This is a genomic window from Hymenobacter qilianensis (assembly GCF_014638675.1).
GTDB lineage: Bacteria > Bacteroidota > Bacteroidia > Cytophagales > Hymenobacteraceae > Hymenobacter > Hymenobacter qilianensis.
This window is the reverse complement of the sequence record NZ_BMFN01000002.1, coordinates 1,326,863-1,352,421: the sequence shown is the minus strand read 5'-3', so window position 1 is coordinate 1,352,421 and position 25,559 is coordinate 1,326,863. Positions and strand designations below refer to the sequence as shown.

General features: G+C 55.9%; 18 protein-coding genes. 7 read left to right on the top strand and 11 right to left on the bottom strand.

Features of this window, described 5'->3' with window-relative positions; translation table 11 throughout:
* Window positions 1–53: 53 nt before the first annotated feature.
* Together IEW06_RS13405 and IEW06_RS13400 are read right to left on the bottom strand one after the other, a co-directional pair.
* Window positions 54–350, bottom strand: coding sequence for a hypothetical protein (locus IEW06_RS13405; RefSeq protein WP_187732973.1), 297 nt, complete (start codon window positions 348–350; stop codon window positions 54–56).
* Between the two features lie 365 nt (window positions 351–715).
* Window positions 716–6,292, bottom strand: coding sequence for an alpha-2-macroglobulin family protein (locus IEW06_RS13400; protein ID WP_188548412.1), 5,577 nt, complete (start codon window positions 6,290–6,292; stop codon window positions 716–718).
* Between the two features lie 338 nt (window positions 6,293–6,630).
* Between IEW06_RS13400 and blaOXA the strand changes: the two genes are divergently transcribed.
* The 5 genes from blaOXA (at window position 6,631) to IEW06_RS13375 (ending at window position 12,598) form a co-directional block, all read left to right on the top strand.
* Window positions 6,631–7,440 carry a class D beta-lactamase gene (gene blaOXA, locus IEW06_RS13395; RefSeq protein WP_188548411.1) on the top strand — a complete coding sequence of 270 codons (810 nt, stop codon included), beginning with the start codon at window positions 6,631–6,633 and terminating at the stop codon, window positions 7,438–7,440.
* Window positions 7,441–7,597: 157 nt separating this feature from the next.
* Window positions 7,598–8,503, top strand: coding sequence for a LysR family transcriptional regulator (locus tag IEW06_RS13390; protein ID WP_188548410.1), 906 nt, complete (start codon window positions 7,598–7,600; stop codon window positions 8,501–8,503).
* Window positions 8,504–8,575: 72 nt separating this feature from the next.
* A complete protein-coding gene (locus tag IEW06_RS13385; protein WP_187732966.1) occupies window positions 8,576–9,775 on the top strand; it encodes a threonine synthase in 1,200 nt (399 codons plus the stop codon).
* Between the two features lie 278 nt (window positions 9,776–10,053).
* The gene (locus tag IEW06_RS13380) at window positions 10,054–10,935 is read left to right on the top strand and encodes a M28 family peptidase (protein WP_229743123.1); all 882 of its coding nucleotides are present in this window, start codon (window positions 10,054–10,056) and stop codon (window positions 10,933–10,935) included.
* 295 nt (window positions 10,936–11,230) lie between these two features.
* On the top strand, window positions 11,231–12,598 hold the full coding sequence (locus IEW06_RS13375) for an ammonium transporter (RefSeq protein ID WP_188548500.1): 1,368 nt from the start codon (window positions 11,231–11,233) through the stop codon (window positions 12,596–12,598).
* A 4-nt stretch (window positions 12,599–12,602) separates the two neighbouring features.
* Here the strand turns inward: IEW06_RS13375 and IEW06_RS13370 are convergent, their stop codons facing one another.
* Together IEW06_RS13370 and IEW06_RS13365 are read right to left on the bottom strand one after the other, a co-directional pair.
* Window positions 12,603–13,400 (bottom strand): ZIP family metal transporter, encoded by a 798-nt coding sequence (locus IEW06_RS13370; protein WP_187732964.1) that lies wholly within the window; start codon window positions 13,398–13,400, stop codon window positions 12,603–12,605.
* Between the two features lie 326 nt (window positions 13,401–13,726).
* Complete coding sequence (locus IEW06_RS13365; protein WP_187732963.1) at window positions 13,727–14,002, bottom strand: DUF167 domain-containing protein; 276 nt, start codon at window positions 14,000–14,002, stop codon at window positions 13,727–13,729.
* 97 nt (window positions 14,003–14,099) lie between these two features.
* Between IEW06_RS13365 and IEW06_RS13360 the strand changes: the two genes are divergently transcribed.
* Window positions 14,100–15,590, top strand: coding sequence for a patatin-like phospholipase family protein (locus tag IEW06_RS13360; protein ID WP_188548409.1), 1,491 nt, complete (start codon window positions 14,100–14,102; stop codon window positions 15,588–15,590).
* Window positions 15,591–15,633: 43 nt separating this feature from the next.
* On the opposite strand, the gene IEW06_RS13355 is transcribed toward IEW06_RS13360, so the two are convergent.
* From IEW06_RS13355 to IEW06_RS13335, 5 genes are all read right to left on the bottom strand, one after another.
* Complete coding sequence (locus IEW06_RS13355) at window positions 15,634–15,834, bottom strand: hypothetical protein (protein WP_187732960.1); 201 nt, start codon at window positions 15,832–15,834, stop codon at window positions 15,634–15,636.
* 41 nt (window positions 15,835–15,875) lie between these two features.
* A complete protein-coding gene (locus IEW06_RS13350; RefSeq protein ID WP_187732959.1) occupies window positions 15,876–16,634 on the bottom strand; it encodes an endonuclease III domain-containing protein in 759 nt (252 codons plus the stop codon).
* 43 nt (window positions 16,635–16,677) lie between these two features.
* Window positions 16,678–17,595: a hypothetical protein gene (locus IEW06_RS13345; RefSeq protein ID WP_187732958.1), complete on the bottom strand. Its 918-nt coding sequence runs from the start codon at window positions 17,593–17,595 to the stop codon at window positions 16,678–16,680.
* A gap of 303 nt (window positions 17,596–17,898) precedes the next feature.
* On the bottom strand, window positions 17,899–18,309 hold the full coding sequence (locus IEW06_RS13340) for a response regulator (protein ID WP_187732957.1): 411 nt from the start codon (window positions 18,307–18,309) through the stop codon (window positions 17,899–17,901).
* A 20-nt stretch (window positions 18,310–18,329) separates the two neighbouring features.
* Window positions 18,330–19,862, bottom strand: coding sequence for a sensor histidine kinase (locus tag IEW06_RS13335; protein WP_188548408.1), 1,533 nt, complete (start codon window positions 19,860–19,862; stop codon window positions 18,330–18,332).
* 178 nt (window positions 19,863–20,040) lie between these two features.
* On the opposite strand from IEW06_RS13335, the gene IEW06_RS13330 reads away from it, so the two are divergent.
* The gene (locus IEW06_RS13330; RefSeq protein WP_188548407.1) at window positions 20,041–20,850 is read left to right on the top strand and encodes a TrmH family RNA methyltransferase; all 810 of its coding nucleotides are present in this window, start codon (window positions 20,041–20,043) and stop codon (window positions 20,848–20,850) included.
* A 14-nt stretch (window positions 20,851–20,864) separates the two neighbouring features.
* On the opposite strand, the gene IEW06_RS13325 is transcribed toward IEW06_RS13330, so the two are convergent.
* Both IEW06_RS13325 and IEW06_RS13320 read right to left on the bottom strand, forming a co-directional pair.
* A complete protein-coding gene (locus IEW06_RS13325) occupies window positions 20,865–24,242 on the bottom strand; it encodes a DUF7948 domain-containing protein (RefSeq protein ID WP_187732955.1) in 3,378 nt (1,125 codons plus the stop codon).
* Window positions 24,243–24,491: 249 nt separating this feature from the next.
* Window positions 24,492–24,977 (bottom strand): hypothetical protein, encoded by a 486-nt coding sequence (locus IEW06_RS13320; protein WP_188548406.1) that lies wholly within the window; start codon window positions 24,975–24,977, stop codon window positions 24,492–24,494.
* Window positions 24,978–25,559: the final 582 nt, after the last annotated feature.

Genomic DNA, 25,559 nt, shown 5'->3' with positions numbered 1-25,559 from the left:
GAAGGAGCTTGAGAGAGGCAAGTGTGTAGACTACAGAAGTCAGAATCTTTTATCTATATAGAGTTTTCTTCCTTCAATTGCTCTTGCTCCCAGCGACTAGGATTAGTGGCAATGTAATGACGAATCTTTTCGAGCTCGTTTTCATTGCGAATTACTCGATCGTGAAACCCAGCTTGCCACTTAAAGTCAAGATTCTTACTTCGAGCCCATGAACTCACGCCTGCTTTGAAGCCGCGCAATACGGCTGCCAAGTTCTCTCGTTGTGGGCCAAACTTGTTCTGATACGATAAACCAGAAGTAGCTTCGGAGAGCTTATCAAAGATCAATATCCCATGTATGTGATCAGGCATAAGGATGAACGCGTCGAGCTGAGCAAAAGCAAAGCGTAGCGGAATAGCCTGCCAACAATTCAAAACAACATTAGCGAGATCAGTGAACCGCAAATAAGCTTAGTCCCACTTATTGTCTGGCACTACAATGTCCCCAAAAGATCGGGCCCGATTGTGCGTGCAAATCGTAAAGAAGTAAGCCCCGTTTTGCCCATAATCATATCCTGCCCAACGGGCTGACTGCACCCGGTATTTATCTTTAAATAAGCCCGGCTCCATGAGGTGTAGAGACACATATTTGTGTCTCCTGATTGCTGATGTTGTTTATAAATTGTGTGGTGCCGCTCGTTCAATCGGGAGACACAAATATGTGTCTCTACACGCAATTACCGCACCTTTACCACACCGGCGCCGTGGTAGCTGTGATACTCCGCATTGTACATCGCGTCGGCGCTTACGGGGCCTAGGCGGAACGTGCCTTTGGAGACAGCGCGGGCTACGTAGTAGAAGGACTTGGGCTTGTCGGTGGCGGTGGTGAAGAGGTTGATGCGGTCGTCGCGGAGGTCGAGGTAGTCGGGTTGGGCGGCGTCGGTGGCCCAGGTGATGTCGCGGATGGCGCCAATGCGCGGGTTCTCGATTTCCAGGCCGGCGGGCAGCAGGTCGGTGATGGCTACGTTGGGGATGTCGCCGGCGGCTTCGGGTGCTTGCAGGGTTATCTTGACGATTACCAGATCATTTTGGCGGAAGGTGTTGCCAATGGGTTGGCCGGCGCGGTTCAGGTACTGGCGGCGCACGCGCAGGTAGGCGTCCTCCTCCTGAATTTGCCCCCCAGGACTGATGCCTTCCGTTTCCCAGAAGTAATAGAGGCTGCCGGTGCCGCTGGTGCGCAGGCTGAGCGCGCGGTTGGCTACGTTGTTTACGGTGAGGTCTTTGGCTAAGAATTCGCCGAGCTTTTTGCCTTCGGCTAGCAACGTAGCCGTGGCGGTACTGCGGGCGTTTTGGCGAGCTATTTTGCCTAAAGCCAACAAACCAAAAGCTCGTTCTTGGGTGCTGAGCCAGCCGGCTTGTTTCATCTGGCGGCTGAGCTGGCGAGCCTGGGGGGCAATTTGGGGGTTGTTGGGGTCGGCGGCGAGCAGGGCGTTGAGGGTGAGGGCCTGGTCGCGGAGAGGGGAGGAGAAGCTGCCGTCGAAGTAGCGGCGGGCGGCGGTTTCAGTGCCGAGGCGGGTGGGCAGCACGGCCTGGAAGCTGCGCTGGTCGCCGTTTAGGGCGTAGGTGGCGGCTAGGAGCACGCGCGAATCTTGGGAGAGGAGCTGGCGGTTGGCTTTGTAGTAATTCAGGGCTACGGCATCTTGGCGGCCGGCCAGGGCCAGCACGTAGAGCGAGTAGGTGATTTCCTTTTTGGCGATGGTTTTGAGGTGAATCGCGTTTTTGGCGTCGAGGTAGTTGTAGGGCTCGGTTTCGCGCTTGCGGAGGCGGAATTGCAGGTAGGCGAGGGTTTTGTCGAGTACGGCTTTATTTACCTGGAAGCCGGCTTGCTGGGCTTCGAGCAGGAAATGAGCGGCGTAGGCGGTGGCCCACCAGTTGTCGTAGTCGCCGCCGGGCCAGTAGCTGAGCGAGCCGTTGTAGAGCTGCTGGGCCTCCACCTTGCGGATGGCTTCCTGCACGTGGTAGTTCGGATTGTAGCCCGCGGCTTTGGCTTGCTGACCTTTTTGCTGGCTTAAAGTAGCGGCCAAATCGCCGTAGTAGAGCTGCGGAAACGCCGCCGACACGATTTGCTCCAGGCAGCCGTAGGGGTATTGCAGCAGGTAGCGCAGGTCCTTGGCAAACTCCGTCATCGGCGAGCGACTGACCACCAACTGGCTCCGCATGGAAGCCGTCAGGAAGTCGGTTTTCAGGTTCAGATTCTGAATTTGCCCCCCAGCCACTACCCCGGAACCCGTGCGCTTCTGCAGCGGCGACGCGGAGCGAATGAGGAGTTCTGTATACTCACTGTATATTTTGTGATGATACCCGGGTGGAAGCTTCTCCGATTGCACTTCAAATGCTACTCCTACTTTACTATTCCCAATTTCTGGTTTCGCTATAAGACGAAAGACAACTCTTCTTTCACTATTAACCGGAAGGGTAATGATTGCATCAGTATAGAAAACATTGCCGGGACCAACACCTTTTTCAATCCCTGTGCTTTTTGTAACCGCTATTGGACCTTCACAGCGAATTAGCATTTGTCCAGTTATAGTTTTCTCCGTCGTATTCGTCAGCGTCACCGGCACGTCAATCGTGTCGCCGGGGCTTAAGAAACGGGGGAGGCTGGTGCTGATGACCACCGGGTCGGCGACGCGCATGGTGTGCTCGGCGGCCCCGAACGCTTCGCCTTTGTAGGCCACGGCCATCACGCGCAGGGCGCCCGAGAATTGCGGCACGCGCACCCGGTAGCGCACTTTGCCCTGGGCGTCGGCGCGGAGAATGCCGCTCCATTTGGCTACCAGCTGCACCCGGCGCGAGGGCACGGGCGTGGTGCGGCGGCCGAGGTCGTAGCCGTCGCCGCCTGTGCTGGAATTGCCCCCCAGCTCGGGCAGCAGGAAGGGGTACACGTCGTAGGCCTGCACTTCCAGGGCGCGCTTCTGGTAGAAGTGGCCGTAGGGGTCGGGCGTGCGATAGTCTTTCATCTGCAAAATGCCCTCATCCACTACGGCCAGGGTCACGGCGGCGCGGGGCGCGGTGGTCACCTCAATGGTTTGGAAGGTTTGCGAACGACTCTGCTGTGGGGCTTTTATGGCCACGGCGAGCTTGGTGCCGGGCTTTTCGACGGACAGCGGCACGAAGCCCCGCGCCACCGTGAGCGGCAACCGATTATCGGTGATGGCCCGAATGGCAGTGGCCGTCACGTACACGTTGGGCACGTGGCCGGCGCTAATCGGAATGCGCACGCGGGCCGATTTCTGGTCGGTGTTGACGTAGAAATGGTTCAGCACCTTGTCGCGCTCCACGGTCACGAGCACGCGGCCGGGGAAGGGCGTTTTGAGCAGTAGGCTGGCCGTTTCGCCGGGCTGGTACTTGGCTTTATCGGCCTCAATCGTGACTTCGCCCTCGTTGTTTACCTCGAAGGAATTGCTTTGGGTGTCGCCGAAACCGTAAGCGTAAAAGCGTTGAGACACGTAAGTAACTGCACCAGGACGTGACACGCGTACTTCGTATTCACCAGAATAAACTGGCGTGAAGTCTAAGCGTGTACCGGCTTCGCCACGACCTGTAGCCGAATTGGTTATTTGCTTGATTGAGCTAGACATTAGCTGCTCTTTTTTCTGAGAAACATATGTATAGCGGCCTCCCTGCCTTTCTATAACTGTTTCCCAAAGCAGCCGGACAATCTTGACCTCTGCTTGTGCCGGAGCAAGCTCAAGTACATCCTGCGCTTTAACAGACAACACATGTATAGCAACGGGTTGGCGTGTACTCACCAGTTCCGGCAGCTTCTTAATACCAAATAAGACTGCTTGGGTTCTTACCTCAAAGGTGGCTAAGCGATTAACCGGTCGGCCACTCTCATCAAATACGGTAGCAAAAGCGGTACCTTCCAGATTACCTAAATCGGTGTAATCAGATACATTGTAAGTAGCGATTCCTTTACCGTTACTATCAGTTGTGCCCTCGCGTACAGTTTTTTCAAACCGATCTGATAGACTCGAATCATCTTCACTCGAAGCGTTACGCTGCGTGTTCTTGCCTGAATTAACAGCAAAGGAAAAATCAGGAAATCTGCCGCTTGAATAAACTTTTTGTTTCAGCGAAAACTCCACCTCGAACTTACGATCAGCGGCCGGCGGGCCGAACAAGTTGAGCGCCGTAATCTGGGCCTCCACCGACTGGCCGGGCTTGGCCACGGCGGGCGTGGCCTGCACGGTTACTTTCAGGCGGTCGGGAATAAACTCCTCCACGCTGATCTGGCGGGAGGTGAGCAGTACGTCGTTGCCGGTGAGCACTTCCAGCGTGTACAGGCCCGTCATGATGGCGGGGGGCAAAATGAAGCGCGACTCAAACGCCCCATCGGCCGACAGCTTCTGGCGCAAGCTCGCGTACTCCTTGCCCGTGGGCAGCAGCAGGCGCAGCTTCACCGGCAGATTCGCGGGCGGTGCCTGCCAGGCTTCGGTGCGCACAATGGTGTTGGTGCGCACCGTGTCGCCGGGACGGTAAAGGTCCCGGTCGCCATAGAGGAAGGCCTGGTAGCGGGCGGCGTTGCTTTGCAGGCCGCCCACGTCAAAGCGTGAAGTCTCAACCCGACTTTGGGGCAAGTTCAGAAAGGTAAAATCGGCGTCTTTCTGGGCCGTAATCAAGCTCAATCGAAACCGCGACGTAGCCGCCGTGCTGTCAAACACTGCCACGCCGTCGCCGTTGGTCGTGCTGGAGGTAATTACCTGATTATTGCTGCTCACAAAGCGCACCGAAACGCCCCCCAGCGGCCCCGCCGACCGGATGGAATTGGCGAAAACCAGCGTGCGCCCCTTCAAACCCTGCTTCACAATCAGCCCAATATCCGACACGGCCACCAGCTTGCTCACTTGTAGCCATTGCCGCTCGGTATCCTGCACCCGCACCACGTACAGCCCCTTCAGCGGCCCCGAAAACTCTAGGTCTTTGAGGCTCAGGTTCAACAGTCGCAAACCACCCTCCTTAGGCAAACCAGCCACTGTATAAGTGCGCTCAGTAAGCACATTGCCGAGCGTTTCGGTGTCGTAATAGCGGTAGGAGCGGTCTAAGTACTCGCCTTCCTCACCTTCGCCGCCCTCGCTGTAATCTTCTTCCCCGCCGCCGTAGCCGTACTGCCTGCCGCTGCGCAAAAGCTGCTGGATATTGTTGGCGTAAACCTTGGCAATACTCACCTTCACTTTCTCCACCTCCGACACCCGCAACCCCAGATTGCGCGCCCCCAAGGCATTGAGGTACATAGCCTTGTCGCCGTGGGCAAACGCCAGACTGGGCCGCTCATCCACAAACGAAACCGACTGCGAAAACGCCTCCTCCAACTGTCCGCCCAGAGACCCCCGAATACCGGTACCAAGCCCCAGGTGGTAGGTTTTATCCACGTCAAAGTTGCCTTTCAGCTTAAACCCACTTTCCAGCGCCTCCACCGAGTAGGTCGCCGCTGGCTGCACCGTCAGCAGGCGCTCCACCTCGCTCGCCACCACCGGCTGACTGGTCAGCACCGTAATCACCGGCTCGCCCTCCACCAGCGCGCCCGTCGCTTCGTGCACCAGCAGTGTCTCTTGGCTAGGCACGGCGGCCTGCGCTATCAGCGGTTTTTGGGTGGGTTGGTCGCTGCCCACGGCCCGCAAGCCCGGCGCTACTTCCAGCTGGAGCGGGTTGCCCGGTCGCAGGCTCTGCGTCAGGGTCACACTCACGGTGCTGTCGGGCTCGGTGGCAGCGATGTCAAAGGCCACCTGCTGCCCATCCTGGCTCACTTTCAGTAAGCTCTGAACTTCGCTGGGCCGCACCAAGTAGTTGAAGCGGAGCGTCGTACGCACTTCCGCCGTGCCCGCAGCCCGCCGACTTTGGCCCCAATACGCTTGCGCCTCCCGCAGTTGCAGGTAGGGCGTATGAAACCGCGTCCTGTCGAGGGCTGGGGGGCTTTTTTGCTGACTGGGGGGTAAATACTGCGGTTGCAGCGTGGCCGTAAACGCCGTAGTCGGCCGAAACGGCTCCAGGGGCGAAAACGTTAGTTCCCGCTCGCCGGTCCACTTGAACTTGCCCCGCACGGCCGGCTCGAAGCGCACATACTGAGTCGTGTCCCAACGGTTGAGCTGGTCTTCCGCCGCCACCGCCGCATCCAGCTGAAACACTAGGTTTTGGTAGGGGCTAATTTCTTCACCGTCAGCTGTATCGTTGTCCGCAGCCGGCTTAGAACAAGCACACAGCAAAGCCAGCAGCACCAGCAGCGGCAGGCGAGAAATGGTTAGGGACAACATGGCTAGGGAGGCGCTTGAAAGGACCCGGGAAGGTATAGAGAAAACGCGATTCTTAGAACGAGATTTAGGGACTGATATTAACTGATATCAATAGTGTTAGCTACATGAGCCTGTCTTTCTTCTCGCTTGTCATCCTGAGGCACGAAGGACCTTCTCCCCGCAGCACGAGCCGTTGTTGCACTTGTCGTTCATAAGTGAGAAGGTCCTTCGTGCCTCAGGATGACAGAGGGGGAGAGGGGGAATGTGAGAGGCGAATTGAAATCCTGAAATGCCTTGTAACTAGGCTCTATTGCGGGCGAAACATTAAACTTGCCTGCTCCATACTTCCCTTGCTCCTCATGCGTCTGCCGCTTCTCTCGCTGCTTCTAGTTTTAAGTTCTTTCGTCGCGTCGGCCCAGCGCATCACGGAGCGCAACTTTCAGAAGTATTTCGATGAATACGGATTGCAAGGCTCATTTCTGCTGCTCGATGCCGAGGCCAAGCAATACACGGCCTACAACCTGAAGCGCTGCCGCCAAGGCTTTCTGCCCGCTTCTACCTTTAAAATTCCCAACACGCTTATCGGTCTGGAAACCGGCGCCGTGCGCGATACCAGCGAAATATTCCGCTGGGATGGCGTGACCAGAACCATTTCAGCAGCCTGGAACCAAGATATGACCTTGGCCACGGCCCTGCGTGTGTCGTGCGTGCCGTGCTATCAGCAGCTGGCCCGCCGCATCGGGGCGGAGCGCTACAACCAATGGCTGCCGAAGCTGCAGTACGGGCGCATGGTAGTGACACCGGCCACGGTGGACATGTTCTGGCTGGAAGGCCCCTCGCGCATCACGCAGTTTGAGGAAATCGATTTTCTACAACGCTTGGAGCGCAACCAGTTACCAGTGGCACGGCAGCATCAGGAAACGGTGAAGGCACTGCTGGTGCTGAGCCGGGGCAAAGGTTGGACATTGCGCGGCAAAACCGGCTGGACTTCCACCAAAGACTACAACAACGGCTGGTTTGTGGGTTGGCTGGAACAAAACGGCAAGCCGTACTTTTTTGCTTTAAATGTGGAGCCCAAAAACAACGGTCCAGCGATGGAAACATTCATCAAAGGCCGCCGCGCGCTCACGGAAAAGCTGTTGCACCAAGAGTTTAAGCTGATGCAGTAAATCGTAATGGGCAGTAGAGAGGCAAGATTTTGCGTCTCGTCGTTGAACGGTTAGAATCGTGGCACCGGCATAGCATTAGCAACTACAAGACGCAAAATCCTGCCTCTCTACGGCGAACAAACACCAAAATTTGCCCCTAGATACTCGTTATACTCTTATGCTTTCCCACAAGCACGAAATCTTTCTGGAAGTGGCCCGACTGCTGAGCTTCACCAAAGCCAGCCAGACCTTGTTCATCAGCCAGTCGGCCATCAGCAAGCAGATAAAGGCGCTGGAAGAATACTACAAAACCGGCCTCTTCGAGCGCCTCGGCAATAGCGTGGTACTGACGCCGGGGGGTAAATTGCTGTATAAAAAGCTGCTCGTAGCCAAGCAACTGCAACATGAGCTGCACCAGGAGTTTGTAAAAATCAGCGAGGACTTTTCGCCCCGCATTCAGATGATGATTGGGGCCAGCACCACCATTTCGCTTTACGTTTTGCCCCCCGTTCTCTCAGCATATCTAGAGCAGAACCCAAATACCCAGCTCACGCTCAAAAACCGCAACAGCGAGAATATTCTGAAGGCGCTGCTGGAGCACGAAATCGATTTGGGCGTTATTGAGGGAATTAATAAAGTCAGCAACGTCACTTACACTCCCTTTCTCACCGATGAGGTAATTGCAGTGTGCTCGGCTAAGAACCCGCTGAAGCAACAGCAGCTGAGCGCCCAGGATTTGTACAGCATTCCATTGGCTTTGCGCGAGTCGGGTTCGGGTACGCTGGCGGTGCTGGAGGAAGCGCTGGCACAAAAGCATGTGAAGCTAAGCGAGCTACCAGTGAAAGTGCGGTTGGGTGGTACAGAAGCACTTAAGAACTTTGTACGAGTGGATACCTGCCTAGCTTTTTTACCCCGGCAGGCAGTTGGAAAGGAGTTGATCTCGGGAGAACTAGTGCAGGTTCAAATCCCGGATTTGCCTATGGTACGCCACTTCAATTTCATTCAGCGCAAGGGCACCGAAAATAATCTACCTTACAAAAACTTCGTTCAGTTCACAAAACGCTATTATTCCAAAACGGAATAGGCTATTCCTAAACTGTATTTTGTTATCGCATGGCAACTGGCATACTTGCCGGGGTATTTCACCCACCCCACCATGTCAGTTAGCACTGAATCCACCACCCACCTCCAAGCGCTGGAATGCTCGGCCTGCGGCCTGCAGCACTCCGCTTTTAAGCTCCAGAAAGTATCGACGTGCTGCGCCATGCCCTTGGTCGCCACCTACGATCTGCACCAGCCAATCCCCAAAAGCAGCATCAACCAGATAGACGGTAGCATGTGGCGCTACCAAGCTCTACTGCCGCTGCTCGATGAGGCCAATAAAGTAACGCTGGGTGAAGGTTTTACGCTCATGCTCAACCTGTCTAGCCTAGCCAATCGGTACGGGCTGCGGTCATTGGTGCTCAAGGATGAAGGGCAAAACCCCACTGGCTCCTTCAAAGCGCGCGGCCTGAGCATGGCCATTTCCAAAGCCTTAGAACTTGGTGTGAGCGGCTGCATCATCCCAACTGCTGGTAATGCTGGCGTAGCCATGGCTGCCTATTGCGCCAAGGCTGGATTAAAAGCCGTAGTCGCTATGCCCCGCCACACCCCAAACGCTTTTAAAGAAGAGTGTTATTGGTACGGCGCCGAAGTACAGCTAATCGATGGCCTTATCAACGACTGCGCCGCCTGGGTACGCGAGAAAAACGCCAACGGCGAGCTGCTGGACGTGTCCACCCTCAAGGAGCCCTACCGCTTAGAAGGCAAGAAAACCATGGGCTACGAAATTGCTGAGCAGCTTAACTGGCAGCTGCCCGACGTGATTCTGTATCCTGCTGGCGGCGGCACTGGCCTCATCGGCATATGGAAAGCACTACGCGAAATGCAAGCCATCGGTTGGTTGCCGCTGGGGGTCAAATTGCCACGCATGATAGCCGTGCAGGCCGAAAACTGCTGCCCGCTGCTGGAAACGTACTTGGGTCGGCAGGCCAACTCCCATAGCTATAATGGAAAGCCCACCATTGCCAACGGCCTTGCCGTGCCGCGCCCTCTGGGTGAGCAGCTTATGCTGCGTGTGCTGCAAGAGTCAGGTGGTACGGTAGTCAGTATCTCTGATGAAGAGATGATAGAAGGTATGCGTGAGCTAAGCCGCCACGAAGGCTTATTTGTAGCGCCCGAAGGTGGAGCTATATGGATGGCGGCTCGTCGGCTGCTTCAAGAAGGCTCCATTAGCCCCAACGAACAGATTTTGCTCCTGAATACTGGCTCCGGCCAGAAGTACATGGATAATGTAGCCGGCCGGTTCAACAATTAGAAACCAGTCATAGAGCGAGTATGAGCTTCATCTCACGTACGAATGTTGCCCATATAAGCATTTAGGTTTCCTAAAACCTTTGTCATCCGGAGGCACGAAGGACCTTCTCCCGTTAGCATAAGTCATTGCTGCGTGAGAAGGTCCTTTGTGCCTCCGGATGACAAATAGAGTAGAAGGGCTATGCTGTTGGTTTAGGCTCAGCATAGCCGTCTGTATGCAATCGGGGCAAAACCGCTTACGGCTGACCTTCATATGGTGGCAGTTAATCGTACAAAACGATGAGCCATACAGCCACCGCTATGCCAGCCAACCCAACCCGCCTCTACGCCGACGTCGAGTTCCTGACGTCCATTCAGCCGGCTCGCAACTACCTCAATATCGCGTCGTTGAACAAAGCGGCCGATTATATCAAAGCTGAGTTTGAAAAGCTGGGTATTCGGGTAGAAGAGCAGCCGTTTCGCGCCGACGGCCGCGACTATCGCAACATCATCGCCTCATTTGGGCCTCCCGATGCCGAACGTATTATTCTGGGGGCTCATTACGATGTGTGCGGCGAGCAGCCCGGCGCCGACGACAATGCCAGCGCGGTAGCCGGCCTACTCGAAACGGCCCGCTTGCTGCACGAGCAACAGCCCGTGCTGAAGCGCCGCCTCGATCTGGTGGCCTATCCGAACGAGGAGCCGCCCTATTTCGCTACCGACTTCATGGGAAGTGCCATTCACGCTTACTTGCTTCATCGGCAAAAAGTGCGCGTGCACGCCATGATTTGCTACGAGATGATTGGCTACTTCAGTGATGAGCCGGGTTCGCAGCACTTCCCCGATGACAGCTTAGCCAAACTTTATCCCAATACGGGCAATTTCATCACAGTAGTGGGCAAAACAGGGCAGGAAGAGCTAACCCAACGCATGCAAACCCTTATGCGCAAGCACACTGATCTGGATGTGCAGCGCATCAATTTGCCCCCCAGCCTAGGTCTGGCCGGCCTTTCGGACCACCGCAACTACTGGGCGTACGACTATCAGGCAGTGATGATCAATGATACCTCCTTCCTGCGCAATCCCCACTACCATCAGCCCACCGATACTATTGATACGCTCGACTTTCAGCGAATGGCGGAGGTGGTAAACGGCGTCTGGGGAGCAATTTTGGAGTTGTAACGGATCAGGCTACTTCTTAAGAAGTAACAGCGGCGTATCTACCTATTGGGGTGGGTACGCCGCTTTATTTTCTAATTACTTATAAATGGAGAATTTCGAATTCATGCCTATTATTTTAAGGTGTATGGATCAAAATTTATCATCTTATCCTCTAAATGGCATTCAATTTTAGGGTGGTTTTTCGGAAAATATAATATTTGAATTTATATTGCCATTGAAAGTGATAGTGTACTAGTTCTGTAGTTGTTTTATGGCTTCATCTTCTCTCCCTCGTTCAACCTACAGTGTGGTTGCTATGCTCGGGCTATTGCTCTTGAGCGGAATAGCAGCTTTTGTTCCGACCACTCACCCTAGCGCTGCGCCTGGCAGTCTGCAAGCAGCTGATGTGGCTTGGATGCTCACGGCTACCGCCTTTGTGCTCATCATGACGCCCGGCTTGTCCTTTTTCTATGGCGGCATGGTGCGGCCCAAAAACGTAATTTCCACCATGCTGCAAAGCTTTGTGGCCTTGGGCGTGATTTCACTGTTGTGGTATTTTGTGGGCTTCTCGCTGGCTTATGGCACTAGCTGGCACGGCTTCATTGGCAATCCTCTGACCTATGCGTTACTAAATAATGTGGGTACGGCGCCGCATCCGGTGTTGTCGCCGGGCATCCCATTTGTGTTGTTTTTCGCCTTCCAGCTCAAGTTCGCCATTATCACTCCGGCCCTGATTACCGGATCCTTCGCTGAACGCGTGCGCTTTAAAGGCTATCTGGCGTTCATGGTGCTGTTTTGCTTGTTCATTTATTGCCCCCTGGCCCACTGGACGTGGCACCCTGAGGGGTTTTTGCGCCAATGGGGCGTGCTGGACTTTGCAGGCGGAACGGTAGTGCACATCTCGGCTGGCATCGCGGCGTTGGCCGGAGCTATGGTGCTGGGTCGCCGGACCGGCCACGTGCGCAACACGTCCTTCTCAACGCCTAATGTGCCTTACGTGCTGCTCGGCACGGGCTTATTGTGGTTTGGCTGGTTCGGTTTCAACGCGGGCTCAGCGCTTGGTGCCAATGAGTTGGCCGCAGTGGCTTTTGTAAACACCAATCTCGCTTCTGCTGCTGCGCTCGTTGCCTGGCTGCTGATCGAGGTGGTGCGTGGTACCAAGCCGACGGCCGTAGGTGCCTGCATAGGTGCGGTAGTGGGCCTCGTCGCCATTACGCCCGCCGCGGGCTATGTGCAGTACGGACAGAGCATCCTGATCGGGGTGGTAGCGGCGCTGGTAAGCCATGCCGCCGTGCACTGGCAAAACAGCCGCACCACCATCGATGACACGCTCGATGTGTTTCCGTGCCACGGTCTGGGGGGCATTGTGGGCATGCTGCTCACTGGCGTATTCGCCGATAAGGTGGGCCTGATTCATGGTACCGCCACTGTATTTGGCTACCACGTGCTGGGCCTGCTGATTGTGGTAGTATATTCCTTCGTTGGCTCCTGGCTGCTACTCAAGCTGACAGCCAAGCTCTTCGGCTTGCGCGTGAAGCCTGCCGAAGAACAGCTCGGCCTCGACCTGAGCCAGCATGAAGAGTCGACTTACCATGTGGATGAAGAGTTTGAGCAGACCTATCAGAGCCAGCGACCTGATAACGGTAAACTCTCCCACCGTATGTCTGATAGCTTGGTTAGCTAGAAAGCTATTCGACCATTTTGCTGAGAAAGAAGGAAGCCAGAAAGCCGAGCACCGTAATCAGGCCCGTAAAATTGTGCGCCACCGCGAAGGCTTCCGGAATCATGGTATCGGCGAGCATAGCCAAAATGGCCCCCGCCGCTATAGCTGTAGTGGCCGATACTACCTGGGGTGAGAAATTGCTGAACACCGTGTAGCCGAGCAGTGAAGCCACGCCCGAAACGAGAGCAATGCTGCCCCAGAGCAGCAACACATAGCGCGCCGAGCGCCCGGCCTTTTTCATGCCCGCAGCACTCGACAAGCCCTCGGGTAGATTGGACATGAAAATAGCTACTACTGCTACCGTACTCACGGCCCCACCAGCTAAGAGGCTCAACCCTATAACAATACTCTCGGGGATACCGTCGAGTAAGGCGCCTATGGCCATGGCCATGCTGTTATCATCGCCGGGCTCGCTGTTTTCTGTTTTCCCGGCTTTCACAGCCTTGCGTTCGACGTGCTGGTGATGACCGGAGCGTTTTCGGTGCTTTGCACCATGGCGGGCAAGCAGCCAGTTTGCCAGGGTAAAAATGAGTGCTCCGCTAACAAAACCAATAGCAGTAGCATTGAAACCGCCTTTTTCGAAGGCTTCTTCCATCAGCTCCAGCGAAAGCGTTGATATGAGCACCCCACTGCCGAAGGCCATAATTGCCGCAATGAGGCGCTGGGGTACATGCGCGTAGTAGCCGATAGCTGCCCCGAGCAGTAGCGCCGACCCCGACACTAAGCCCCAGAAGCCAGCCATTGCCCAAGTAGGGAAGGTCATAGAAATGGAAAGTAGAATTGTTCGGAAAGCCTTGGTTTGAAAGCGGGTAAAACTGCTGGAACTGTACGGAAGTCGACAGCTATACGATGTGAAGCCGAGTTTTATGTCTAAAATTATTATAAATTTATATTAACATAATTACAGGTAAGCAGTAGACTTGCTTTAAGATTTATAAAACCTAAGAGTGGTTTTTGCTGCATAGCTAAATGCAGCCTTTTCGAATCTGACGCTCACGGTCCTCGATTGTTCGAGGGGAACACTACGCGAAGAAGAAAAGTACTCTTCATTCCATTAGAAACTGCAGTAAAGTCTTCTGGGGGGCTTTTTTAGGCCCGATACCGCGCCAGCACCTGCTGGCATTCCTGCTCGCTCAGGCCGTCTAGCCTGACCTTTTTGAACGGCGCCGTATGGCCCGTTATGATGGTGACGCTGGATTTTGATACCCCAAACACTTCCGCCAGAAACGCAACCAACTCAGCATTTGCCTGGCCAGCATGAGCCGGCGCTTTGAGCCGCACCATGAGGCCGCCATCGGCCGCTACCTGCACCTGATTGAGGCGACCGTTGGGCTTGGCTTTGAGATGAAGAATAGCGAACGACATAGCTGCAAAAGGCCGACAAATGGTGCGTGAAGATACGGGCTGCACCACCCATCCCAGCGCTGCTACCTGCCCCCATCCTATACCTATTGCTAGTGCTATGCCCCGGCTTCTGGGGGGCTTTTTTGAGTTATCCACCACGTCTCCTTATTCCATCGTCGCCATGAAAGCGCCCCAACCTTCATCGCGAGGCTTGAGCCCCGCCTACTTTACCGCCGACCGAGAAGTAGCTACTGCCATACTGGAGCTAGAAACCTTTATTCAAGACAATCCCGGCTGGTCTATTTCCGATATCACGGACCAGCAGGGCCATCAATACGTGGACTTAGTGATGGAGGGCGGCGGCATGCTGGGCATTGCGCTGGTCGGCTATGTGTACGCGCTGGAAAAGGCAGGAATTCGGTTTTTGCGGCTGGGAGGTACCTCGGCGGGCTCCATCAATGCCTTGCTCATGGCGGCGGCCGGGCCACGCGACGAAGCCAGCACCGATTGGATTATCCGGCAGCTGGCCAACAAGAACTTTTATGACTTCGTGGATGGTGATATCGACGCCAAACGCTTCATTGCCGACCTGTTTGCCCGTGCCAAAACCCGCCTTGGCAACGGCCCCGGCGCGTGGCTGCGCAACCGCGTCGATCTGGCGAAGCTGGGGGCCAGCGGCTTGCAAGTAATCGACAATCTGCGCGACCACAAAGGCCTGAACCCCGGCGACCATTTTCTGGATTGGATAGCTGAGCTGCTGGATGAGAAGCAAGTGTCCAGCATTGCAGCTCTCAAAGCGTTGCGCCGAAAATTGCCCCCCGGTGGCTTGTGGCGTCGGCCCGAAAATGGCGGTCCCAGTAGCGAGTACAATCCGCCGTCGTTGGAGCGCGTAGCCATTGTGGCCGCCGATATCAGCACGCAAACCAAGGCGATATTTCCGGAGATGGCTGAGCTGTATTGGCATCATCCGGATCAGACGCACCCCGCCAATCTGGTGCGGGCGTCCATGTCGATTCCATTTTTCTTCGAGCCGTTTGAGGTCAAAAATATTCCCGGCTCCAAGCCAACTCAAACATCAGCGGCCGAACTCGACCGATACCAGCAAGCATGGCGGAATCATGGCTACATGGGCCCCATTCCGAAGCAGGTGCTGTTCATTGATGGAGGCATTATGTCCAACTTCCCGATTAACCTCTTCCATAATACCCACAGTATGCCCGAAGCCCCTACTTTCGGGGTGAAGCTAGGGCTGGACCGCAATGATGTGCAGCCTACCAAGTCGTTTTTGCAGCTGCTGGGGGCCATTTTTGATACCGCCCGCACCCAATACGACTTCGACTTCATTCACCTGAACGCCGACTATCGACACTTGGTGTACTGTCTCGACGTGAAGGGCTACAACTGGCTCGACTTCGATATGAAACCCGAAGAAATGCGGGCTCTCTTTCGGATAGGCGTGCGCGGAGCCGTAGCTTTTTTGCAGGATTTTCAGTGGGATGACTACAAAGAGCTGCGGCGCAAAAAGCAGGAAGTGGTGGAGCAATCGGAGAAAATGGAAAGCAAGCATCACCACACTCCGCCTTCTCTTGCGGTGCCCGTAGCTATTTAAAGCTTCGCCTGCTTATACGTTGCAAACCTAGGATTTGCGTGTCTTATGCGGGCGCATTATAGGCGTCATACACGTTCCAGGCCCAGATCAGGAACGGTACAATCAGCGTCCAGGCCAGTAAAAAGCCAATTACACCGCCAAGAGCCCAGATCAAAAATGCCTTCAGAATCTGGCCTTTGATGAGTTGACCCAAGCCGGGGATGAAGAAGGAGAAGATTGCGGGTACGCCGTAAGTCGGTTTCATTGTAGGAAAGGAGAGAGTGAAAGACGAAAGATAAACAGCGCTTACTTACCAGCGGCAGCGGGCTCACTAGCACGCGCGCCACTCCTGCGTGCCTGCCCAAACGGGCACTGATCTAGCACCACGCAGCGCTGGCAAGCCGGCGCGTTAAAGTAACAGCATTTCTGCCCATGAAACATCAGGGCTTCGTGGTGGTCGTACACCTCCTGCGCCGACCAGTCGGGGGGCAAAAGCTCAGCTAACAGGGCATGGGCCGCCTCGGTGCCTACTTTGGTGCCAATAAGCGCCAGCCGCTGGGCTACGCGGTGATGGTGGCTATCGACGGGCATGGCTGGTAAGCGCAAGGTGCTGAAGAGCAGCGTGGCGGCGCTGGTTTTGGGGCCCACCCCCGGAATGGATTCCAGCCACGCCCGCGCCTCCGTAACCGGCACCTCGGCTAAGAATTCCAGGTCGCAGGGGCCGTCGCAGCGCGTACTGACTTCGCGCAGGACCGCCTGAATCCGGGGGGCTTTTTGCTCGGGCCAGGTGCACGGGCTGATGGCGGCCTGCACCTCCTCCGTGGGGGCGTCGCGCACTTCTTCCCAGGTCGGAAACCGGGCCACCAGCTGCTGGTAAGCCTTATGCGACTCCTGGTTGCGGGTGCGATGCGAAAGCAAGGCGCTGATGAGCTCGCTGAGTGGGTCTTTGGAGCTGAAAAAGCGAAATGGCGCCCCGTACTCGGCGCACAGGCGCTCGTGCACCAGTAAGGCTTTCGCCTGGCGGGCGGCAAAGTCGGGGGGAAAATTGGGGGCGAGGGTTTCCACAAGTACAGCCTACGCAAGCCAGCCCCGCCGAGGTTGCCACCACTTAGTTATTCCCCCGGTTATAGAGCGAAATGGCCTGGCGAATATGGCGCTGCTGCTTGCTCTGCATAATAAGCGGCACAATGAGCAGCGGCATGCCCGCGTACACCAGCGGCGACACGCTGGGCCGCCCACTCGAGGCGCTGGTAAACGAAGCAAACAAGCCGGCCGCTACCAGCCCGCCCGCAGCCACGTAGCTCAGCGTGCTGTAGGTCTGGTACTTGCGTGCCTGCTCCAGCAAGCCCCGACTGGCGGCAAAGTCAGAAGTGGCAATGCTGAGGTTGCGCAGGTTCAGGTCTTCAATCGGGCCGTTGTCTTTGCTGAAATACTCGGTTTTGGTGGTGCGGTACATCGGGCCGCCAAAGCCGCCCATACCGCCGTAGCCGTAGCGCCCAAAGCCGTAGGGACTATAGCCGTAAGGCGAGTTGCCGGCGTATTGGGTATTGGTGATGGAATACAGACTAATGCGGCCTACCCGGTCGCGGCGCAGGGTGGCCTCGCGGGTAGAGCGGCCCGGCAGCACCGTGCGCACGTAGTGGCCGGTTTCGTCGTCGTAGTAGCTGACGGTGTTCAGGTCGAGGCGCTGCTCCCCATCCAACAGCAGAAAAGGCTTGCCGAAGATGGGTTGCTTGGTTTCGACATCGTAGGCCTGAAATACGCGGCCATCTTTGAGGCCCACCGCAAAGCGAGTGGTTTCGACGGGCGGCGCAACCTCTCGCCGGCGCTGTTGCTCGGCCCGCACCGAGTCGGGGAGTACCGGGGGCCTGTTGACCGTAGAAGGAGGGGTGGTGCGAGCGGGTGCGGTGGTTGGCGCCGTGGGCTGAGGAAGCGTGTTCAGCTCGCGCGGGGCATCCTGGGCCAGCACAGGCGCCGAGCTCAGCGCTAACAAGGGAAAAGCCAGAAGAAAAAAGCGGCTGGACATGCAGGCAAAAGGCGGTAAGGTGAACAGCAAGATAGGCTCACAAAACTATAGAACAAGTCGGTTTAGTATGCCGAAAAGCCCCCCACCAAGCCAATTAATTCACCGGCCAGCAAGGCCGGAGTTATCTGCTAAAATGCGCGTTGAATGAACGCCGGGGAGGCTTTTATACACAAGAGCCACACAAGCCCCCCGGCGTTGCGTTGTGGTGCCGCAAATCCCCATTTAATTTGAGCCGACGCTGCTGCATATCTCGCTGCTGTGTTACGAGCACAGGCTCCCATCCAGCGTCCTGCGCCGTCAGGTCTACTTGAGCAGCTTTTCCAGCAAGCTCAGGCTGTCAACCATATCGGTAGACGTTTCGAAGTCGATGGGCTTCAAGATATAGCCGGCTACGCCCAGGTTCTGGGCATTTAGCCGGTCCACGTCCATAGCGGAAGTGGTGGTGATGAATACGGGAATATCGCGCAGCTTGGGCTGACTGCGCAGCTCCTCCAGAAACTCGTGCCCGTTCATTTTGGGCATGTTCAAATCCAGCAGAATCACTTCCGGCAACGGGTTCATTGCCTCCTGACCATTGCGTCCGAGCAGCATATCCAGCGCTTCAATGCCGTTGAAGGCGGTATAGAGCTTGTGTTGCACACTGAATTTGGCGAAGGACTTCTCCACAATCATTGTATCAAAGAAATCGTCTTCGACAAGAAGAATAGAACGCATAAATGCTTGCTGAACAGATACTAAAAGAGAACAGTAGCTGGTGTGATTACCTGAGAAACAGGTGCCAGCGTTTTGGGCCACGTAAATACAAAGGTAGCACCCTGACCCGGTACCGATTGTACACGAATACTGCCTTTATGTTCTTCAATGATCTTGCGCACAATACTGAGCCCGATTCCGGTGCTCTCCGCCGTATTCCGGTCGCGCAGGGTCTGGAAAATCTGGAAGATTTTTTCGTGGTACTCCGGCGCGATTCCGGGGCCATCGTCGGTCACGCTGAACTCGTATTCCTTCTTCAGCTCCTGTACCCCGATACTCAGATGGCCCTGGCCGCTGTGGTGGTGCTTAACGGCGTTGCTGAGCAGGTTGGTAAATACCTGTTGCAGACTAAGCCGGTCGGTGAGGAAGGGAGGGAGGCTGGGGGGCAAATCAACGGTAAAGCCGTGCGGCACAACCATTTCGGCAACTTCCGCTACCAGCCCGCGCACGTCCACTTCCTCTGGGAGTGGCTGCGTCCGGCCGGCGCGTGCATACGCCAGCAGGCCGTTGATGAGGTCATCGAGGCGGGTGAGGCGGCCCTTCAGCATAGCCAGATACTCGCGCATCTGCACCGACAGCTCGTGCGACAATTCCTCTTCCATCCATTTTACCAGAGCCCCAATACCGCGCAGCGGCGCTTTCAGGTCGTGGGAAGCTACATAAGCAAACTGGTCCAGCTCCAGATTACGCTTGTTTAAGGCCTCAAAGGTATAGTCGAGGGTTTGGGTCATGCGGTTGAGGGAGCCGGCCAGCTTGCCGAGGCTATCCTGCTCCTTATCACGAATCTTGACCTTGTAATCACCGAGCACTACCTGTTCAGCCAGGTTTTCAATAAGCCGGATACGTTGGGTGGTATTGAAGTTCACGGCGGCCAGCTCGGTCTGTAGGCTTTCCTTCTCCTTAAGCTCCTGCACGATGCGGCTAAACAGCCAGAGTACCAGCAGAATAGTCAGCACCGCTGACCCGATAATGGCTAGCGGAGCCGTACGCTCCCAAATGTCGCGGTTGCGCGTACGCTCACGCAGCAGCAGGTCTTCCGAGTTCTTGATTTGTGCAATAACCGCCCGAATCTGCTCCAACTGGCGGCGGTCGCCACGCACTAGGTCGCGGGCCGCGTAGAGGGTGGGTGGGCGTTGCCGCCAAGCATCCAGCAACAGAACTTCCTGGGCCATAAGAGTCCCAAGCGTATCTAAGCGGCGCTGATGGTCGGGGTTGTCGAAGGTAAGATGCCGCAGGCTTTCATAATTCCTGTGGATGTCGCTCACCAGGTTGTCATAATTCCCGAGATACGCTTTGTCGCCCATCAGCAGATAGCTGCGAATTGCCCCCTGCGCATCGCGCACCTGGGTTCGCAGATCGGTGGTGTGCTGCAACACCTTATAAGTGTGCTCCACCCGATTGGTGTAATAAGCCACTTGCTGTATGCTCATATAAGCGAACAGGGAAGTAAGCAGCAGCACAACCAGCGCAATGCCAAAGCCCAGCCTGATTTTCGTATTAAGATTCAGCCGCACTTGAGTTTAGGTAGAAGTAAGAAACTAGATCCGATGGAGAGTGTAAAAAGTAAAGTTCGCACTTTTATAGGCGCAGTGGTCAAGCCAAGTGCTGATGGATGGCCGGCTTTGCTTCTACCTTTGTGTGCCGGCCAGCTTATCTGCACGGCCACGCAGCCTTCTTTTATTCCTCGGAAAAATGCCCCCCGAACCGATTACCAGCCCCCAGAATCCGCGCATCAAGAACCTGCTGCGCTTGCAGCAGAAGCCCGCTGAGCGTCGGCAGCAAAACCTGACCATCATTGAGGGCTACCGCGAGCTGACTATTGCCCAGCAAGCCGGCGTGGAGGTTACCACGTTGTTTGTGTGCCCGGAGCTAGCTGAGCCGGCGCGGCAGCGGGAGTTGGAAACGTTATTTGCCCCCCGCCCGGAGTATTTTACGGTTTCGAAAACGGTGTTTGAGAAAGTGGCTTACCGCGAAGGCTCCGATGGCATATTGGCCCTGGCCCGCCCACCGCGCCGCGCCCTCACCGACCTGAAATTGCCCCCCAGCCCGCTCCTGATTATTCTGGAGGCAGTGGAAAAGCCCGGTAACTTGGGCGCCGTGCTCCGCACCGCCGACGCGGCCCGCGTAGACGCCGTGATCGTGTGCGACCCGCGCACCGACCTCTACAATCCCAATGTCATTCGGGCCAGCATTGGCTGCGTGTTTACCAATCAGGTGGTGGCCGCCCCCACCGCCGAGGTAGTCGCCTGGCTGCGCCAACACGGTATTCGCAGCTACGCCACCACTCCCGCCGCCACCGGGTTGTATACCAACATGAATTTCAGCGGCCCCAGCGCCATTGTGATGGGCACCGAGGCCACCGGCCTCAGCGACGAATGGCTCGCGGCGGCCGATGCGCAAATCAAGATTCCGATGGCCGGCTATATCGACTCGCTCAACGTGAGCACCTGCACGGCTATCATGACGTTTGAGGCCGTACGCCAGCGTGGGGGGCAAATCTGAGGCCTACGTAGCCGTTAGCGAATAACCTCAACCCAACCTTTGAGCGTGAGCGCACACTGAGGCTGGCGCACTTGGTAGTAATAGACGCCCGCCGGTTGGCCTTCGGCTTGCCACTCGTTGCGGTAAGCTGCGCTCTGGTACACCTCTTGGCCCCAACGGTTGAAAATGCGCAGCTCCGGTACACCAAGCTCCGAGGGAAGCACGAACGTGTCGTTGCGCCGGTCGCCGTTGGGCGTAATGATGTTGAATATATTCCGCTCCCCGGCGGGCTGAATGGTGAAGGCAACTGTAGTAGGGCAGGGGGCATTTGTTGTCACATTCACCCGATACGTACCGGCCTTCTTCACAATGATAGAGCGCGTCGTTTCCCCCGTCGACCACTCATACTTGTTGCTCGTAATACCAGCATCCAGCGTGAGTTGGGCACGGCAGTCCAGCGAGTCGATGCGCTCCACCAGCGTCGGCGGATCCTGCACCACAATGCTGCGTCGGATGGTTTCCTGCTTGTTGCCGCACACGTTTGTAAGGCTCACCGTGAGCTGCACCTGGTAGGTGCCCGCGCGCGGAAAGCGGTGCAGCGGCTTTTCCGATGTTTCGAGTGGAGTGCCATCCCCAAAGTTCCACTGGTAGCGCATTGCCCCCACGCCGGTACTCACAAACTCTACGGGAGTAGTCACGCAGACTGCAGTAGGTGCCTGAAAGTTAGCCACGAGCGCCGGCGCCGGCGGATCGACGACAACAACGGTTTCACTAACGCTGCGTTGCGTGCCGCAAGGGCTGGCTTGCTCAGCCGTCAGCCGTACTACATAGCGGCCGGGCACGGTAAATCGATGCTGGGGGGCAATTCCGATCTCCATGCTGCCGTCGCCAAAATTCCACTCGTAGCGAACCGGGCCGGTGCTGGTGCTGGTATTCTGAAATTGAACCGTGTACGGGGCGCAACCCGCCGGCACGGCCGCCACCGCGGATACCAGTGGCGCTGCCTGATTGGTAACTCCGACGGTCGTCGTGGTTGTCAGGCGCTGCGGTCCACAGCCCCCGGTGCGCGTCACGGTCAGCCGAACCTGATACGTGCCAGGGCGCTCGAAACGGTGGGCTGGCGTGGCCGAGGTTTCCAGCGGACTACCGTCGCCAAAGTCCCACTCGTAGGTTTCGGCTCCGCTGCCGGCATTGCTGAACTGAACCGTGTAGGGCGCGCAGCCCACTGGTACCGGCGGCAGCGCGGCCGTCAGCGTGGGCAGCGAAGCACCCGCAGGCAGCATGTTGAACTTGAATGCTGCTCCGCTATTGGTGCCTACCGTTTTGGTGGGAGCATAGGTGCCCGGCGTCGTGGTGAAGCTCGTGGTAGTGGTGCACTCGATGTGATACAGCACGCCCTGCTTTGTGATTTCGTTGGATGCCGCCGCGTGTAAGTGCGTTCCTCCATTCGCAGGTCCGCCGAAATAGGTGCCATACTCCAGGCGGCGGGCACCCGGACTTAAAACGGCTAAATAGATGCTGCGCTGAGCGGTGGAAAAAGCATCGGAGGTGACGGGGGAGCTATTGGTGCTGCCGTAAGCACAGAAGTAGATACGGTTGCAGGCGTCGAGGTTGAAGGCCGTAATCAGCGTAGACGAAACTATGGACCCGCTGATGGCAGCGGTAATCTGCGTGGAGAAAATGGTACTGGTCAGGGCCGGATTAAAGCAATGAATAAACACCTTCTCGGTATTCGGCGTCTGCAGGGTGAATGCGCCATCCGTAACGGGGTAGCTGCCCGCAGTACCTCCGGCAACCAATACCTGCCCATCCGAGTCGAAGTCGATGAAGCGGGCCAGATCGGTGCCCGTAGTACCCAGAAAAGTGCCCCCCAACAGGTTGTTGCCCGCCGCACTCAAGTGCAGCAGAAACCCATCCAGCTGCCCGCCCCGAAAGGTGCGGTTCAGCCCGGTGCTGCCCACCGGGAAATCGGCGCTGGCCGTCTGGCCGCAAACGTAGATGCTGCCATCGGGAGCTACTTTGATGTCGTGCACCTGATCTTCGGCCGTGCCACCCAGGTAAGTCGACCATTGCAGCGTCGATAAAGCTTCGTTTAAGCTCGTCACAAAGCCGTCATTGCCAGACTGAAAACCAGATGTGCCGATGCTTCGGAGGGTAGACTGCACCGCGTTCCGCACCGGAAAATTAGTGGAGTTCGTGTTCCCGCCAATCAGCACGCCGCCTGTAGGAGTGCTGGTAACGGTGGCGGGCCTCGAAGAAAGAGAGCCCGCCTCAAAGCCTGAGCCGCCTAAGTACGTAGAGGCCAAAAGGGAAGCGCCATCGGCACTCAGCCGGGAAATAACGTAATCCTGGCCGCCATTGAATGTGTTGTCATACGTGGTGGCAGTCACCGGGTAATTGGTGGAGCCCGAAAGCGCCAGCACGATCAGCTCATTTTTGGCCGTGATAGTCATGTCCAGCGGATACTCGGCGCTGTTGCCTCCTAAGTAGGTAGCAAACAGCACGGTTCGGCCCGTCGGGTCGAGCTTTGAAATGCCCAGGTTCTGGCCCCGCTGGTGGCTTTGGTAAGCACCTATGGTTACCGGGTACGTCGAATCCTGCGTGTAGCCGGCCGTGTACATATTGCCGTACTCATCACCCGCCGCCGAGTTGGCCGACAAAAACGTGGAGTTGGTGGTGTAAGTGCTGAATACGAGGGCCGGATCAATAATCAGCGGCAATTTGGTGTCGTACTTTCCGGTCAGCTCAAAGCGCACTTCGTTGTCGTAGAGGCGGAACCGACAGGCTACGGGGCGCCGCTGCCCATTGGCCAGCACCTGATACGCGATTGGCGCCTGCTCCGCTTGCACTCCCAATTGGGTATGAAGCCGAAGCTGCCCATCGTGCAGTTCCATTTTGTCGAGCCCTTCGTAGCGCATCCGAATCTGGCCGGGGTCGGCGCCAGCGGCCACTTCGTAATCGTATTTCAAATGCCCATCCACGGAGTGCCACACCATGTCTACGCCGGCGTACACCTGCTCGTACCGCACCACGGCAAATAGCGGCACCTTACTGGCCCATTTCTTCGGATCGGAGCCCAGGAAGTAATTGTGATAGGTCGACTGTCGCTCTTGGCCCAGCGTCCTGGGCTTCAGTTGAGCACCTACCAGCTGCATTCGAAAGGCGTGGCCTTGTATTGCTTTGGCCGCGCTACTAGCTGAGTGATTGTACTCGGCTGGCAGAGCCTGCAGGTTGTAAGTAAACTGGTTGTTTTCTAAAAATAAATGCCCCCCAGGCACTGCCGTAGCAAATTGTACCTGAGAAGGCCATTGACCGGCGTTGGCAACAAATTGAAAGGTCGATGTTGCGGGAGCGTTGGCAAAGCTGGTCAGAAAGGTAAAAACGCTCAGTAAAGCTGTAAAAGTCAGCCGCATAAACTAGAATAAACAACAGGTAGAGAATAGGCTTCCAGCCACGTCAGTAAGCCGACGTCAGACCTGGGAAATCTAGTGCTAAATAAGGCTATAATTTAGACAGTTAGCGCCGCAAGCGAAGCAAATATGTCACTTTTATATACTAGGTATTAACGTGCCCCATCCGGGTATAAGCCGCGTAGCGGAAGGCTGCCATAATGGTAGATAAATAAACGCTTGGCTACACCACAAAAAAGCCCCCCAGCTTCGCTAAGGATGGTCCTCGATGCTGAATTCCGTTAGCCGAAGCGTATGGTCGAGGGTATAGCGGATGGTGCGTTGACCGCCGGTAGGTAGCGTTGGTGAATCGGTGGGTAGGAAAACGGGAAAGGTGCGCATCAAATAATTATCAGCTATCCTAAACAGATCAAAGCCTTGATAGCCGCTTGCCGCTTCGGGAGGCAAAGTAGGTAACTGAAAGCGCTCCCACTCCTGTTCCGCAAACTCAAATCCGTATACTTGTCCGAGAGGATTGGCACCAACGCCGCGCACGAATATCAGGATTTCGGGTAGCTCATTCAGATTCAAATCGGTAATGACAGCCTCGGTAATTACGCCCGCCACCGAATCATGAATTGCGGCTATTTGCCTCTCTGCACGACGAGCGGTGAGGTTCAGAATGCTTGGGGTGGATGACGTGATGTCAGCCGTAAAATTATTCTTACTCAGCGTCTTATTGAAGGTAGGTTGTGCCACCGGGCTCGATATCGGAGGAGTCATCGCGGTTTCGCTCTGGCGAGGTTCTCCCCGTTGCTCCTGCACTGCGGAGCTACAACCCGACACAATAAGTAAAAATAGGCTAGCAGCAAAAGGTATATGGTTCATACTGCAAGCTACTGTTGGATGGTTATATATTATTCGGCTTAACTTAAAAGTTTGTTCCCTGCCACTTCACTGCAGTGCGAATAGCCCATCGGGGTAAAACTGCTGCTTGTACCCTGTACTGATTTTACCTAGTCACACATCTGATAAGGCTTCAGCAGTTATTCTGCTACAAGCAGGGTAGTAAGGCGCCAAGTTATGGCTGTCATTAGCTTGTGTAAGAAGAATAATGGTGAGGGATTAGCCTAGTAATTTCTTAGCTGTCCTACTGGTATTTATCTTCTTAATCGTCATTGTTCACTGTAAGAATAGCGTTTGTGGTCAAATAGATGATAAGCGGGGGTAATGGAATTCTCAGAATATTTTATGCAACAATGTTGCAATTATATTTAGTTTGCCTCATCTTGCAGCATTGTTGCATAAAAGCCATTCAATTTTATTAAGCCACTTTTATCT

Excerpts from the sequence above, each read along its gene's own strand:
- blaOXA (WP_188548411.1), top strand. The coding sequence starts at position 6,631 with ATGCGTCTGCCGCTTCTCTCGCTGCTTCTAGTTTTAAGTTCTTTCGTC.
- IEW06_RS13330 (WP_188548407.1), top strand. The coding sequence starts at position 20,041 with ATGCCCCCCGAACCGATTACCAGCCCCCAGAATCCGCGCATCAAGAAC.
- IEW06_RS13390 (WP_188548410.1), top strand. The coding sequence starts at position 7,598 with ATGCTTTCCCACAAGCACGAAATCTTTCTGGAAGTGGCCCGACTGCTG.
- IEW06_RS13340 (WP_187732957.1), bottom strand. The coding sequence starts at position 18,309 with ATGCGTTCTATTCTTCTTGTCGAAGACGATTTCTTTGATACAATGATT.
- IEW06_RS13345 (WP_187732958.1), bottom strand. The coding sequence starts at position 17,595 with ATGTCCAGCCGCTTTTTTCTTCTGGCTTTTCCCTTGTTAGCGCTGAGC.
- IEW06_RS13365 (WP_187732963.1), bottom strand. The coding sequence starts at position 14,002 with ATGTCGTTCGCTATTCTTCATCTCAAAGCCAAGCCCAACGGTCGCCTC.
- IEW06_RS13360 (WP_188548409.1), top strand. The coding sequence starts at position 14,100 with ATGCCCCGGCTTCTGGGGGGCTTTTTTGAGTTATCCACCACGTCTCCT.
- IEW06_RS13380 (WP_229743123.1), top strand. The coding sequence starts at position 10,054 with ATGAGCCATACAGCCACCGCTATGCCAGCCAACCCAACCCGCCTCTAC.
- IEW06_RS13400 (WP_188548412.1), bottom strand. The coding sequence starts at position 6,292 with ATGTTGTCCCTAACCATTTCTCGCCTGCCGCTGCTGGTGCTGCTGGCT.
- IEW06_RS13355 (WP_187732960.1), bottom strand. The coding sequence starts at position 15,834 with ATGAAACCGACTTACGGCGTACCCGCAATCTTCTCCTTCTTCATCCCC.
- IEW06_RS13375 (WP_188548500.1), top strand. The coding sequence starts at position 11,231 with ATGCTCGGGCTATTGCTCTTGAGCGGAATAGCAGCTTTTGTTCCGACC.
- IEW06_RS13405 (WP_187732973.1), bottom strand. The coding sequence starts at position 350 with ATGCCTGATCACATACATGGGATATTGATCTTTGATAAGCTCTCCGAA.
- IEW06_RS13385 (WP_187732966.1), top strand. The coding sequence starts at position 8,576 with ATGTCAGTTAGCACTGAATCCACCACCCACCTCCAAGCGCTGGAATGC.
- IEW06_RS13325 (WP_187732955.1), bottom strand. The coding sequence starts at position 24,242 with ATGCGGCTGACTTTTACAGCTTTACTGAGCGTTTTTACCTTTCTGACC.
- IEW06_RS13370 (WP_187732964.1), bottom strand. The coding sequence starts at position 13,400 with ATGACCTTCCCTACTTGGGCAATGGCTGGCTTCTGGGGCTTAGTGTCG.